This window comes from Mesorhizobium sp. M1A.F.Ca.IN.022.06.1.1 (genome assembly GCF_003952605.1).
Classification (GTDB): domain Bacteria; phylum Pseudomonadota; class Alphaproteobacteria; order Rhizobiales; family Rhizobiaceae; genus Mesorhizobium.
This window is the reverse complement of record NZ_CP034455.1, coordinates 1878605-1892893: the sequence shown is the minus strand read 5'-3', so window position 1 is coordinate 1892893 and position 14289 is coordinate 1878605. Positions and strand designations below refer to the sequence as shown.

Below are 14289 nucleotides of genomic sequence, written 5' to 3'. Positions count from 1 at the left end.
CCTTCAAAGCGGTCGGTGGCGATCTCTCGCAGCTTTGGAAGGTAGTGCATTGATTTTTCGTGGAATGGGGACCCTGTTTAAAGGGTGATTTTCGTCCAAACGGGACCCCTTAACGATGGGGTCATCAAGATGCCTCCGGCTTGATCGGAGGCATTTGTGTTTTGGATGTTGGTTTTAGAGACGATTGCAAAGATACGTCGGCTGTCGCTGGTCCAGGGGAAGTCGATCAAAGCGATCTGCCGTGAGCTGAAGATCTCGCGCAAGGTGGTGCGCAAGGTCCTGCGTTCTGAGGAGACGCAGTTCCGCTACGAGCGCAAGCACCAGCCCTATCCCCGCATGGGAGCTCGGCGTGAGACGCGGGACCGGCTGCTGTCGGCGAATGCGGCCAAGCCGCAGCGGGAGCGGCTGCCGGTCGCTTCGACGGCTTCCATTGCATTCCCCCGTCGGTGTCGAAGACCTGCACGGTGCGCTTCGACAACAACAAATACTCGGTGCTGTCGAGTGCCGTCGGTCGGCCCATCGAGATCCATGCTTATGTCGATCGGATCGCATCCGCCAGAGGATGGCGTGGTCGTGGGAGAACACGTTCGCTCCTTTGGCCGCAACGAGGTCGCCTACGATCCCTGGCACACGGCGCGCGCCGTTCCTTGGCTGGGTCGTGCGGTCGGCAATGGAGAAGGTGCGGCGCAGCTCAAGGCGGTTGATGACGTCGACCGGCAGATGGTGTTGATCCTCACCTGGGTGCTGACCGACGGATTGAGCGCGGTCGAGGCCGCCTGTCAGGAAGCCATCGAGCACGGTGCATCGTCGGCGCCGGTGATCCTCAACATCCTGGCCCGCAGCCGCGATCCGGCGCCGGGCACGATCCTTTCCATTCCCCAAGCGCTGAAGCTAGCTCACGAGCGGTCGCCGACTGCACCCGCTATGACAGTCTCAGGAGGACAAACAGCCATGGAACGCACCGAGGTACTGGAACTGATGGGAGCGCTGAAGCTCTACGGAATGCGCAGAGCCTATGACGAGATCATGGGCGCGTCGCCATCAAGCGACGGCACGAGCCGCCCAGGATTGTCGGTGATCTCTTGCAGGCCGAGATATCGGAGAAGCAGGCCCGCTCCATCAAATACCAGTTCGCTGTCGCCAAGTTGCCGCTGGCCAAGGACATCGACGACTTCGACTTCGCCGACACGCCGGTCACCCCCTGATGCGCGATCTCGCCCGGCCGCGCCTTCGTCGCCGATCAGCGCAACATCGTCCTGGTCGGCCGCCTTCACGGGTCACCCAACTCGCGCGGAAGGTCGACCGCATTGCGACGGGCGCGTGTCGACTTCCCAACAATGTCAGACAGGAGACGCAACGCTATCGGAGCGATCGCATTGCCCGAAACGATTTTCCCAGTTGGCACGACAATTGCGGTCCTATGCGCAAAAGCAAACTAGACCTGAGAGCCGCACCGCATGAATGTAGCCTCCCAATATCTGCCGCTTGTGGCGCATCACGAAGCCGGGCACGCGGTGGCCGCCATCGTTTTGCACCGTCAGACGTTCGACGACGACCGTGAACTCCCTGCTTTCTCAAGTGTTAGTATTTACCCCGACGTCGGTGACGGAGAGTGCGGTGGTGTTGTCGAAGGCGCGGGTTTTTATTCAGCGCAAGGATTCACCTCGAAGCGAAAGCCGATTTTCGAGGACGATATGGATCGATGTTTGGAACGCGATGATGCGATCCGGGAGATAGTTGCGTGTCTGGCAGGTCCTTTTGCAGAATCCGCATTCGAAGGCTATCTGGACCCGCGCGATATGGCGATGAATGCGTCCGATGGGAATGAGGGGAGCAGCGACTACGCGGATGCCAAGCGAATCTATGGTGAGTTGCGGTTCCTGATGCCGCGCCGCCCCGATTGGGGGCGGATCGAAGATTGCACGGCCCGGCTAGTACTCGATCACTGGTCGGCCATCGAAGCATTGGCCGCGCATTTGCTGGTCAAGCATGATCTCCAATTCGATGAGGCTCTGACGATTGTTGCGCCGCATCTTCCGCCCATGCCAGCAGCTACGCCGCCAGAGCGTCATCCGCAGCCTGCTTGATCAGCCATTCGATGTGATTTGACCACATCTGCAACACCTCGCGCTTCTCCTTGACGTTGCTATAGAGATTGTAGATTTCGCCAATGTCTGTCAAGGACGCCGCCTTGTGATTCAGTATGTGCTCGATGACGTGTGGCAATACCTGCCGCCTGCCGAGATTTGTCGCGAGCGTCCTGCGCAGATCGTGAAGGGTCCAGTTCTCCAAAGCCACCCCGTCAGTATTGACCTTGCCGTCTAGAGCCTTCTTGCCCTTCGCGTAGCCTGAGAAGTGGCTTCTTTCGTTGCCCCTCGCAGGGAAAAAAACGTGTCATTGGTCTTCGGTACCGTCTGGGGGACCGACACCGCCAGTGTGGACAGCGGAATAAGCGTAGGCTCTTCGTTCTTCGTGCGGTCACCCGATAGTTCCATGTTCCGGCTTCAAGGTTGAGGACCAACGCATCGCGGCAACTTCCGTACGCCTCTGTCCGGTCAGAATGAGCAGCTTGACGATGGAGCCGAACGAATAGCCGATATCGCCCGGTTCGGGCTCACAGCCCGTTCATATAGCCGCCAGTTCGGCATCGTTCACCACTCGCTTGCGCTTGACGATCGGGGCCGGATCCGGATTTTCCAATCCCTCGCGGGGAAACCGCGGATGAGCCGTTGCGGCGGTTTGCGACACCAGTTGAAAAATGCCCGCATACACCAGAAGGCCGTGTTAGCCGCTTGCGGGTGACCCCCGGCGACGATCTTCTTGGTGATGTTAGCAATGTCGGTGTCGATCACATGGTGGATAGAGCGACTCCCGAGGGCAGGCACAAGATACCGGTTCAGGCTGGCCTCGACCAGTGCGGTGTTTTGAGGGTCGTTACTCGGCGGCCTGGAGGTGACCGCCATCGCCGTCCTCGGTATCGTCAGCGCTGATATGCGCCTGATCGGCAAGGAAGGCTGGCAGTTCCGATGGAGCTATGCTGGAATTTGGGTGACGAGGCTGATCAAGCGGCGCTCTGCGGCTTCGTTTCGATGACCTGGATTCCGTCCAGGAACCTGGCACCTGCGATGAGTTTCGGCAACTGATTTTGTCCTTTCAATCGTCGCCACTTCCTGGCCGCGGCCAACAGCTTGAAGACCATCAGCTGGGCGGTTTTCGAGGATAGCGAGCCCTTGGTACGCACCGTGCGATAGCGAACGGTTGCAAAGACGCTTTCGATGGGATTGGACGTTCGCAGATGATCCCAGTGTTGGGCGGGGAAATCGTAGAGCGCCAGCGACGCAATATGATCTTTCGTCAGGCAGTCGACCGCCTTGGCATACGCCTCGGCCTCCATCTCGATCGCATGCGCAAGCAATTTGCGCGCGCCGCTGCGAAGTACATCCGTCAGGGTATCATCGATTTCGTCGGGCTGACGAAGGCGAACAATGTGTTGATAGTCTCGTTCATGGCGTATCACTCTCCTTGAGAGGTACTGGCAGGCTTCATCACCCGCCTCGATACGCCGCTCTCCTCAAGCCGCCATCATCCAGTTTCCGCCATGGCTCCCCCTGATTGATCCGCTTCACCTGTGCAACTGCACAGGCTGCCCTAGCGGGGAGATTGGCCTCCAATGGCGAAAGCTTGCCGCAGGAGACCCTCCGATGACCGTGCCTATGGCGCCGCCGCTACGACAACTTGCCGACAAGCAGCGTGCGATCCACTGCCGCGCTACTGCGCCTTCAAGGGACGTCTGGATCGCGACGCAGGAGCCGATGACCGTTACGGGATCAATTCCAGGTCGCGCTGGCCGTCGCTGTGCCAGTTCGACGGTCTGGTGGCAATTTGGGCACATCTTCTGTCGCCGACAGTGGCGATGGCTGACGCTTCAACGAAACGGGGTCTTCGACGTCTGCTGCCTTCGCCGATGCTTTGCGAAGTGGCATAATGTTTCGACGCACGCAGGCGCGGGCAGGGGATGTCAGTCATGAATCTCCTGACTGGCGCGGATCAGGCCGATTGGCGGGATGAAAGATCATACGACTACACCGCTGGCCTGACGCTGCGGGAGTGGGCTTGGGAGTTCTTACGCCGCAATCCAGCGTTCCAGCGCGATCTGACCGCTGCGCGCCAGCATTGCAAGACTTGGTCTCTCCAATCCTTTCTCGATATGGTCGCGTCGGCCGGCGACCTGTCACGCTGGGGTGTTCTGTTTCGCGGAGTCTTGTGGCCGCGCTTCGGTCGTATTCTGGTGTCCGCTCTGGTGCGTCCATGTGCTGCCGGTCATTGCGGAACGGTTGCCTGCCTCGTCGCCGACACCGCCGTTCGAACTCTCGGCATTGCCCTGTCGTGCAATCGTCCTGCTGGCGCCCGACAAGAGCCAGCATGTTCTTCTTCGCAATGCGGACCACGCGCTGCAGCTCGCCGTCTCGGGCGCGAATATCCTCCACCCTGTTTGCCTGCATACGCAAGCCATCTGGCCCGCGGTGCTTTTAAAGCATCGACTGAGGGGACTGGAGTGCCTCAATGCTCTCAGTCTAGGGCAACAGTTGCCCCCCCGCTTGTTTGCGCCGGAAAAGCGCGGCGTTCGTTTGTCCTTCGTTCTTCGTGCGCTCGACGGTTCGCTCGCCGGAGCACCTCATCGCGAGCTCGCCGAAGTTCTCATCGGTCAACGGCGCGTCCATGCCGACTGGGCGGATCCTCGCGATCATCTGCGCGACCGCATCCGTCGGGCCGTCTCGCGTGGCCGCGCGCTCATGAATGGTGGCTACAGAGATTTCCTAATTTGAAAAGCGACAGTCCGCGCTGTGCGTCGGTGGATGAACGTTCGCTCGCAGCTGTACCCGTCACCAACAGTTCGCCCGCCGACAGGACTGCATGGCGCCTTGCAAGTGCGCTCTGGTCTAGCTTGTCGATGCCGAAATGAGATGGGCGAGGGTGCCAAGGCGGTGGTTCATTAGGGCCGGCCTCGACCTGGACGCACATCATTGGTCGGAAAGCGGCGTGCACCGCAATGTCGCCATAGCAGCCAAGATCCTTTGAGGCCGGACCTGCAGTCCTGTTGGACCGGCGGGTGCAACAATATGGAGGGATCTGAGGCCTCACACCGTTCCCTGGTCGACAGCTCGGTCAACATAGCACCCACCGCTTGATTATGGAAATGGTGTGCCTGGAGTGCAGCGAGTAGCGGCTTGCTGCGCACTGTCCTAAGAATAGCAGTCATGACCCGTCTGGGGTTCTGCAACACGACGATTCAACCGCTTGGGCATTGTCGCATATCCCACAATGTAGAATGCGCAACAGGGCAAAAGCTGATCCATCGGCGGTTTATCAATGCTTTTTGGCTTGGCACGGCACATGCAACGCAATCGGCAAAAGGCGCACGAACTGAGTGGCCCATCGGCCCTAGGAGCGCTGACTTATGCCCTCCCAAGGCATGTCCGGCCCGACAGCGAGCTCAGTCTCCTGCCGGGCATCCGTGTTTCAGGTCAACGGCGTTTGGAACTTCCAATTAGGTGGCGGCATTGACCGCAGGCCGCCCCCCGGTGGGGCGGAGAGACAGTGCAGCAGGTTTCAAATCCCGCCCATGCAAAGATATTTCATTTCCAGATAGTCCTCGAGGCCATGACGGGAACCCTCCCGCCCGATGCCGGATTGTTTGATCCCGCCAAACGGTGCCGCCTCCGAGGACATGCGTCCCGTGTTGATGCCAACCATGCCATATTCCAGAGCCTCTGCCACACGCCAGACCCGCTTCAGGTTTGAGGCATAGAAGTATGCGGCGAGGCCGTATATCGTGTCATTGGCCTCGCGCACGACCTGATCCGCATCGTTGAAGCGAATGATCGGCGCGAGCGGCCCGAATGTCTCCTCTTGCGCGACTGCCATGACGCTGGAAATCTCGGTGAGGACCGTGGGTTCGAAAAACGTGCCATTCTTGCCGATACGCTGGCCCCCGCATCGTATTGTGCCGCCTTTCGCAATGGCATCTGCGACGTGAGACTCGATCTTGGCCAGAGCATGCTTGTCGATGAGCGGTCCGATGTCCACTCCGGCATAGAATCCGTCGCCAACCGACAAGTGCCGGATTCTTTCCACGAATTTCTTGACGAACTCATCGTGAACGCTCGATTGGACGTAAATGCGGTTCGCGGAAACGCAGGTCTGGCCGGCATTGCGGAACTTCGCCTGGACCGCACCGTCAACAGCACCGTCAATGTCGGCATCATCGAAGATGATGAAAGGTGCATTGCCGCCGAGTTCAAGGCTGACCTTCTTGATCTGGTCAGAGCACTGACGCATCAGCAGCCGTCCGACCTCGGTCGAACCGGTGAAGCTGATCTTTCGAATCTTGGAATTGGTGCAGAGTTCACGGCCCACGCGATCACCTTCGGACGCATAGATCAGGTTGACCACGCCATCGGGAAAGCCGGCCTGATGGGCGAGGGCGAACATTGCGCCAGCCACGAGCGGCGTCTGTTCAGCGGGCTTGAGCACGATTGTGCAGCCCGCAGCCAAGGCCGGCGAGATTTTGCGCGCCACCATGGAGGCCGGGAAATTCCATGGCGTGATCGTGCCAACAACGCCGATGGGCTGCTTGATCACTAGCATTCGGCGGTCTGTCGAGGGTGCCGAGATCGTCTCGCCATAGACGCGATTGGCCTCCTCGGCATACCATTGCAGATACGCCGCCGCATGCGATACCTCTGAAATGGCTTCGGCAAGCGGCTTGCCCATTTCCGCAGTCAGAATCGCGGCGAGATCGCCTGCATGGTCGATGATCAGCTGATGCCATCGCCAAAGAACGTCGCTACGTTCTCGGGCCGTCAACGCGGCCCATCCCGACTGCGCAACATAGGCCTTGTCTACCGCAGCACGTGTCTCCTCCACGCCCATATCGGGAAGCTCTGCCAAAACTTCGCCGGTCGACGGATTGACGACCTCGAACGTCTTATTGCCAACTGGTCTGCCGAGTGCCGGCAGGCGGTCGATGGCTCCAAACAGGTGCGGGGATTTCAGACGGCGGATCATCGGCAGGCACAGGGGCAATACCGGATTCCTCCTCAACGCAGCGAACATCCAGGTCGACAGGCCGTCAGTGTGTATTCTGCACCAGTGGGTTCGTCGTAGGGCCTCGGCAAAGCAGCTGGTAGACCACGCTAGCCCGATGAAAAGACAGCAGTTTCGTTAGTTTGAGTGCCCGCGGTTCATCAATTGATGGATTAAGCAGTCGGATGTTTGCTTCATCCACCATGCCTGCTGGTGGCATGCGACTGAATTCTGCAAAAAGGCGGCATACATGCTGAGGAGCGCCATTTCGGCGAGAGGCCGCCGGACCGCCAATGCCGCGCAAGGTCGGCGAAAACGACTCCGCGCGTCTGCATGATCTGCTTGGCCCACGGGCCTCCACATTCGCTCTTCCCACGAGAAGCCCCGATGAAGAAGGAAGGTGAGATGAGTTTCTTTACTCATCCTTGCCGCCCAGCGGCGGGCCGACCACCAAAATGGCGGGCTCGGCCGAAAGCAGCTTTTTGGCCGCCGCCTTGACCTGTTTGAGCGTCACCCGACCGATGCTGCGGGCGCGACGCTGGTTGTAGTCGACGTCGGCCTTGTGAATCTGCAAATCCAGGAGCCGGTCTGCAATCGAGCGGGTCGAGCCCAGTTGGTCGATGGCATAGGCGCCGATCAGGTGCTTCTTCGACGCCTTGAGCTCGGCCCCGGTCGGTCCTTGCTGCGCCATCTGCTTTACCACATCTCGCACGATGCTCAGTGTTTGGGCAGCGCAGTCCGAGCGTGTCTCTGTCGTAACCAGAAGCGAGTCAAGGGTTAGTTCAGAGCTGACGTGATAGGCAAGGCCGCGTTTTTGACGTACCTCCTCGTAAAGGCGGGAAGTCAAGTATGAGCCGCCAAGGATGTCGTTCAGCAGCACGGCCGCGTAGAAATCCGGCGCGCTAGGCTTCACGCCAGGCCAGGCCAACGTCAGCGAAGTCTGCGGCAGGTCGTAGTTCTCCTCCACCAGTTGACCGAGTTTCGGCGCGACATCGTAGACGGGGACGAGGGTTTGTTGCTCAGGCAAATCACCAAACAGCTGGTCAAGCCTTTCCCTCAACGTGTTCGCGTCAATGTCACCCACCACGGCAATATGGAGCCCGTCGCGAGCGAAAATGGCCTGGTGGAAGGCGCGGAGGTCGGACGGCGTGATGCCGGGCAGGCTCTCTTTTGTGCCTTCTCCCAGCCTTGAACAAGGATGCGCGCCATAGATCGCGCGCAGCCATTTGCGCTGAGCGATGGCGTTAGGGTCTCGCTCGCTGCCGACGATGCGGGAGACAATCTCGGCGCGGACGCGATCGATCGGCCCCTGCTCGAAGCGCGGCGCGTTCAGCGCGAGCCGAAGCAGGCCGAACGCCGCGTCCTGCTTTTTGGAAAGCATGCACATCGATCCGTAGATGTCGTCGCTTTGCGCGTCCAAACTCATTTCGGCGCCGGCATGGTCGAGCTTCACCTGGAAGGCACCGCTGTCGTAATGGCCAGCGCCTTCGATGAACAGGCCGGCCATCAGTTTGGCCATCCCCTCCTTCCCGACCGGGTCCTGCTTGGTGCCGCCCTTGAAGGCAAAGCCGATGTTGACGATTTCCACTGTGTGGTCCTCCACCAGCCAGGCGATGATGCCCTTTTCGGACTTCACCTCCTGGATGTTCATCGCAGCATGGGGCCGAGCGCCGAGCGTCATCTCTTGATTCTCCGTCTTGGGCAAGAGATAGCCCGTGGTCGAACGGTCGAACGCGAGATAGCGGGCGGCAACTGCTTTGATTTGCTCGGGGGTAACCTTGCGGATGCGATTCGGCCGTTCCTCGACATCCTTCACGGTACCGCCGGTGGCCAGCGTCGAGCCGTAGATGCTGGCGAGCCAGTCCAGGTTGTCTTCCGCAAAGATCATATTGAGCAAATAGTGGTCCTTGGCCTTGCCTAGTTCCTCGTTGCTGACACCATCCTCGGCAATGCGGGCAACTTCGGCAGCGGCCGCCGCTTCGAGATCAGCCAGCTTGGCATCGCCGCGCGGTGCGCCATAGATGGCGAACTTGGTGTCGTCGAGCATAGTGCCCTGGAAATAGACGCGGGCGCTGGAAGCGATACCTTGCTGGACAGCGAGCGCCTGGTAGAGCCGGCCGCGGTTACCGCCGCCGAGAATTTCGGCCAGCAGGTCGAGCGCTTCGGCCTCGCCCGGCTTGGCGGTGTGGTAGGACGGCACCACCCACTGCGTCGAAAAACTGGGCACGCTGACGCGGGCGTCTGAGAGCGTGACGGTGCGCCTGGTGTTCTGCTCGGGCTCAACCGGCCGGATGCGCGGCGGCAGGTCAGGTCCGCGCGCCACCTTGCCATAGGTCTTTTCGGCCAGCGCCCGCACCGTGTCCGGTTCGACATCGCCGGCCACGATCAGCACGGAGTTGTTGGGCCAGTAGTACTTTTCATAGAAGACGGTGGCGTCGACGCGGTTCAGCTGCTCGATCTCCTGCATCCAGCCGATGATCGGGATGCGATAGGGGTGGTTCTGCCACAGCGTCGCGTCGATCTCCTCATGGAGAACGTCCTGCGGGTTGGTGTCGGTGCTTGAGCGGCGCTCCTCGATGACCACATCGCGCTCGGTCTTGACGACATCGTCGGTCAGGATGAGGTTTCGCATTCGGTCGGCCTCGAAGCTCATCATCAGCTCGAGCGCCGACGGCGCCACTGTCTGATAGAAGGCGGTGTAGTCGGAGGAGGTGAAGGCGTTGTTGGAGCCGCCGATCTCGAACACTGCGCGGTCGAATTCGCCGCCCGCATGGTTGGTCGTCGCCTTGAACATCAGATGCTCGAAGAAATGGGCGATGCCGGATTTGCCCGGCGGCTCGTCGGCGCTGCCGATCTTGTACCACACCATGTGGGTGACGATCGGCGCCCGGTGGTTGGGAATGACGACCACCTCCATGCCGTTGTCGAGCACGAAATCCCTCGCCTTGCCGTCCTCCCATGCGACGGGGATCGGAGCCGGCCCCGCGCCGACCAACTCGGACGCAACGGACGTCCTGCGAAGCCCATGAGTGCGGGGCTTGCTTGGTAGTTCTGGTAGGGAGAGTGGGGTTATGGGCTGCGTTCCTGGCAAAGTGATCTGTTCCTCATTTTGAAGGATCTATGTCTCCCGAACGCCTATTGGGAGAAAGTGGATCGGCACGCGACGCCGAGCCACATGAGCCGTCAGCGTGTTGCTGGGCCTGACGCGAGCCTCATCTTTGGATGCGTCCGGGAAACTTTCGGCATGGTGAGGCCATGGGAAGTCTGCTCGTTATCCATTGGGTGTTTGCGGATACCTGAGCATGCCCCGTGCCAAGTAAGAAAGCCCCGATTCGCAAGGTTTGATCCAACCTTGATACTTGCGATATCCGACATTGTCGGGCATCCGACAGAAAGCGCCTTTCGCCGGCGCGCCGGCTATGACGCTCGCCTCCTCCGGCGTGACGACGATCCTTTGGCGGGCGCCGCGCACACCGATCTGCCCGCCTATCAGCACCGCGACATCGAAGGACAGCGCGATCGTGACTGGATGGGTCTTACGCAAACATGCAGCAGTGCCACCGCGATCAGGACTTCATCCGCCCCACAAAGACCCGAGCGCGAGGGACGACGTGTAAGGCAACATGTCATCCTCGATAATGATGCCGCGCATAAAGAGGTAAGGTCCCTCGTCGTACCGGCGAGCCCCTTCGCTGGGTCTCGCGAGGGTCTGGTTTGCGAACGTCGACCGACAGCATCACGGCATGGGCGGCCCCATCGGTAGGCAAGCATTGACCGTGCCATCAGCGTTGAGGCAGCGCAGAGCCCAATTTCCCGGTGCCAGCCGGTACGTTGGAGCTTCAACTGTGGCCAGCCAAGCGGGCCGAGGCCGTGAAACTCCTGATACCCTGGACCGTCCGGATTGCAACGCACGACGCCTTGGTCTCGCGCCAACGTCCATTGACGCTCAGCGAAGCATCATGCGGACGAGCTGGGAAAGCTTGGCCGGGCCGGCGCCTTCCCAGGCGCATGGGACGCGCGACGACCCATGTGGACCTTGGATTTCACTACGCACTTACGCTGCTTTGGCCTTGTCAGCAGCCTGAGCATAAAGCGTGCTCAGCTTTCAGGGCGAGCCTCTTTCATGTTGATAGCATCTGTCGTCATTCAGGATCGCCCCATTTTCGCATGCCGCTTGCAGCTTTCAGACTGTTGTCAGCCAGGGCCGCCATAAAGGGTCTCGTTTAACGCATTCGGGAGGCTTCATCACTCGACCACATTAATTTCGGGCCGTTCGCCGGCGCTCCGAATGGCACTTAACACCAGATCCTCTCCAAACCCGTGATGATCCAAGAGGAAAACGAAAAATCCCTAAATCATAAAAAAGCACCGATACGGTCGGCTCCAGGCTGATGAAATTGCGGTCTCACTGGCCACGCACGATACTTGCGATGGCGATGGCCATTGCAAAGGCCGGTCAAGCACCCAAGACGCTGACAAGCACGCCTCCGACCAAAGCTCGATCGTTGGCAGCCTTTCTAGCCGTATACTTGGGGCATTTTGGGACGGCGATCCGGACGCCGATTAAAACCTGCCGGTCGTCTAAATGGAATGGTTGGTCCGGGTCCTTACTGGACCTGCGCCAACCCGATCGGGCCGGCGCACAGGGGCACCCAGACAATTGGACACGTCGCCTTTGCGCGGCGGCTTGCACTTTCTCGGATGGCCTTTTTTCTCCCCGGGCGAAATCGAGCGAGCGGTGAGGCGGAGCCTTCGATTTTGCCGATCATGTCGTGTCGCTTCGATCGAACTGCTCAGACGATGATAGCGGCATTGATTGCCGCGGCCGAAATGCGTTGTGTGAAGTACGATTTCTACGCCGTATACATACTGCCGTACAGTTCGCCCTGTCAGCAGCCTTGCCAGCAATCCGCCCTGTGTCCAACTGTCGTCGAATTCACCGGTGTCATTGAGGAATTCGTATGATCGCCTCGAAACCATCATTGCGACCGCGGGCGGGCGACGCAAGCTCTAGACTGCCACCGATCCGCTGGATAACCATGTTAGCGATATGTAGACCAAGGCCTGAGCCCGCAGCAGGAGTAGCACCACGACTAAATCGCTTTGTAAGCCCTTCGAGGTCGGGGAGGGGCACCACCGGTCCGGCGTTTGCAATAGCGATGGTTCCATCAGTTTGGACGGAAACTGTTGTCGGAACAGTGGGCAGTCCATGTATCAGCGCATTCTCGATCAGGTTACGAAGGAGGATCCCAAACGCATCGACATCCACTTTGCGCATCAAAGTGGGGCAGCCGTCGACGTTAAGATGCAGGCGTCCGGCATATTGCGGCTTTTTCCTCAGGTCATCGATTTCCAGCCGAACCGATCGGACAAGATCGATCGCGTGATCCGCCATGCCAACCCCCGATTCGGCTTGAGCGAGCTGAAGCACTTTTTCGACAAGGCGGCCAAGGCTCGACAGCGCTTGCTCGATGCCGCGCGCACGCATTTTGGCCGACCCATTGGGAAGCTCGGCCACTAATCTCTGCATCTGAGCGATTGAACCTGCGATCGGCGTGCGCAGTTCATGCGCACTGTTTGCGGCGAACTCGCGTTCGGCCTCGAGAGCCGCCCGCAGACGATCGAGAAGCCGATTGACGGATGCCGCGATTGGAGCCAACTCTGCCGGGAAATCGCCCAAGTCCATTGGTGACAGATTGCCGCCGTCGCGCGATCCGATCTGCTGTCGCAGTACCTCGATTGGCCGCAGCGAGCGCCGGATCACGATCCACCAAACAGCTAAGCTAAAGGGCAGGAGCACGAGTGTCGGAAGGAAGACAAAAAGTGCGCCCTTCGCGATTGTGGTACGGCGGCCATCAAGCGGTTCGGCCAACTGATGATACACGCCGTCTTGGATCTCCTCTGTGTAGACGCGGTAATCAGCGTTTCGCCAAAAGCCGTTACTCAGGGGAGCATCAGGGAAGGGCTGCTGACCCTCTTCCGGTTCAGAAATAAGCACTACCCCGTACTTATTAATAACCTGCTCACGATAGGTCCAGTACTTTTTATAAGTTGGCAAGTGGTTATTGTATTGATCAACGTGTTTTCCATTCAAGACCTTGATCAGCTCTGGTTCTCTGTACTCTGCGCTCCCCTGGAGCAAGTCATCCGAACTTTCGTTTACATTATTGCAAAAAATGAACGCAGCAATGGTTGGGGCGGCGATCCAAACCGGGAGCGTTGCCCCGCCTAACCACGATATCAGCTTTCTCGTCATGCTGTTCGAGTTCGTCATGTGACCACGAGCCTGTATCCGGAGCCACGCACGGTTGCTATTCTATCCCCGCCGATCTTCTTGCGGAGCCGGCTGACATAAACCTCCACTGTGTTGCTCTCGAACTCCGAATTGAATGAATAAAGCGCGTGCTCGATCCTCCCCTTTGAAACGACCGAACCGGGCCGGCGTAGAAGGCAGTCGAGCACCGCCCATTCGCGTCCAGACAGGTGGACCTCCTGCCCGTCGCGGAAGAGGCGTCGCTCGGCTGCCTGTATGGAAAGCGTCCCAACCGAAAATTGCGGCTCCGGAAAATGCCCTTGGCGACGTGCCACTGCACGGATGCGTGCCGAGAGTTCCCCCAGATCGAACGGCTTGACCAAATAGTCGTCGGCGCCAGCGTTGAGCCCCTCGATGCGATGCGAAATCCGATCGCGGGCTGTCAGAATGATGACCGGCGTTGTATCAAGCCCCTTGATCAGCTCCCGCAGATAGTCGATGCCATTGCCGTCCGGCAGGTGAACGTCGAGCAAAATAACGTCGTAGCCGGCCACAGCTGCATGACCGCGCGCTCCGGACAGGCCCTCGGCCCAGTCGACCGCGTGGCCACCAGCCACCAAATGATCGTGCACAGCACTTCTAAGGTCGTCGTCGTCTTCAATGAGCAGTATTCGCATCAGGCTGCCGAGCTCCGGTATGAGGGCAAGGCTCCTGCCTTATTGATCGAAGCTGACAGTAGGCTGAACCGGCGCCAGCGAATATCTGGGGGCTTTCAGGCTGCTGTCAGCTACAATTGCAAGAAAGGGGTCGTTAACAAAGCCAAACGAAGAGGCCTTATGAAACCCCTCCTGATCTCGGCACTTTTGCTCAATGTGACCACCGGCGGCTGTACACTGGTTGGCGGGCAATTCGACGTGGCGGTCAACGAATGGCAGCCGCGCCACGCGTCA

The 14289-nt window shown here is 59.5% G+C and carries 7 protein-coding genes and 4 pseudogenes; 4 read left to right on the top strand and 7 right to left on the bottom strand.

The window, feature by feature from the left end:
• Window positions 1–407: 407 nt before the first annotated feature.
• The 3 genes and pseudogenes from EJ078_RS30235 to EJ078_RS09145 form a co-directional block, all read left to right on the top strand.
• Window positions 408–941, top strand: a pseudogene (locus tag EJ078_RS30235) (IS21 family transposase); the annotation flags it as partial.
• 10 nt (window positions 942–951) lie between these two features.
• Window positions 952–1265: pseudogene (locus EJ078_RS09150) on the top strand (ATP-binding protein); the annotation flags it as partial.
• 192 nt (window positions 1266–1457) lie between these two features.
• Window positions 1458–2087, top strand: a complete 630-nt coding sequence (locus tag EJ078_RS09145) for a hypothetical protein (protein WP_095486042.1) — start codon at window positions 1458–1460, stop codon at window positions 2085–2087.
• Here EJ078_RS09145 and EJ078_RS30675 read toward each other — a convergent pair.
• Together EJ078_RS30675 and EJ078_RS09135 are read right to left on the bottom strand one after the other, a co-directional pair.
• Entirely contained in the window at window positions 2053–2181 is a 129-nt protein-coding gene (locus EJ078_RS30675) for a hypothetical protein (RefSeq protein ID WP_135907184.1), read from the bottom strand. The two genes, EJ078_RS09145 and EJ078_RS30675, sit on opposite strands and share 35 nt — an antisense overlap.
• An 880-nt stretch (window positions 2182–3061) precedes the next feature.
• Window positions 3062–3517, bottom strand: coding sequence for a transposase (locus EJ078_RS09135; protein WP_256748481.1), 456 nt, complete (start codon window positions 3515–3517; stop codon window positions 3062–3064).
• A gap of 793 nt (window positions 3518–4310) precedes the next feature.
• Between EJ078_RS09135 and EJ078_RS09130 the strand changes: the two genes are divergently transcribed.
• Complete coding sequence (locus EJ078_RS09130) at window positions 4311–4826, top strand: DUF2285 domain-containing protein (protein ID WP_224570032.1); 516 nt, start codon at window positions 4311–4313, stop codon at window positions 4824–4826.
• Window positions 4827–5610: 784 nt separating this feature from the next.
• On the opposite strand, the gene EJ078_RS09125 is transcribed toward EJ078_RS09130, so the two are convergent.
• The 5 genes and pseudogenes from EJ078_RS09125 to EJ078_RS09105 form a co-directional block, all read right to left on the bottom strand.
• On the bottom strand, window positions 5611–7086 hold the full coding sequence (locus EJ078_RS09125; RefSeq protein ID WP_128292703.1) for an NAD-dependent succinate-semialdehyde dehydrogenase: 1476 nt from the start codon (window positions 7084–7086) through the stop codon (window positions 5611–5613).
• A gap of 415 nt (window positions 7087–7501) precedes the next feature.
• Window positions 7502–8227 (bottom strand): annotated as a pseudogene (locus EJ078_RS30820) (pitrilysin family protein); the annotation flags it as partial.
• A gap of 549 nt (window positions 8228–8776) precedes the next feature.
• A pseudogene (locus EJ078_RS09115) lies at window positions 8777–10081 on the bottom strand (pitrilysin family protein); the annotation flags it as partial.
• Window positions 10082–12031: 1950 nt separating this feature from the next.
• The gene (locus EJ078_RS09110; protein ID WP_208721216.1) at window positions 12032–13360 is read right to left on the bottom strand and encodes a HAMP domain-containing sensor histidine kinase; all 1329 of its coding nucleotides are present in this window, start codon (window positions 13358–13360) and stop codon (window positions 12032–12034) included.
• Entirely contained in the window at window positions 13357–14016 is a 660-nt protein-coding gene (locus EJ078_RS09105) for a response regulator transcription factor (protein WP_024505389.1), read from the bottom strand. Before EJ078_RS09105 ends, EJ078_RS09110 begins: the two co-directional genes overlap by 4 nt.
• Between the last annotated feature and the right edge of the window lie 273 nt (window positions 14017–14289).

Excerpts from the sequence above, each read along its gene's own strand:
- EJ078_RS09145 (WP_095486042.1), top strand. The coding sequence starts at position 1,458 with ATGAATGTAGCCTCCCAATATCTGCCGCTTGTGGCGCATCACGAAGCC.
- EJ078_RS09110 (WP_208721216.1), bottom strand. The coding sequence starts at position 13,360 with ATGACGAACTCGAACAGCATGACGAGAAAGCTGATATCGTGGTTAGGC.
- EJ078_RS09105 (WP_024505389.1), bottom strand. The coding sequence starts at position 14,016 with ATGCGAATACTGCTCATTGAAGACGACGACGACCTTAGAAGTGCTGTG.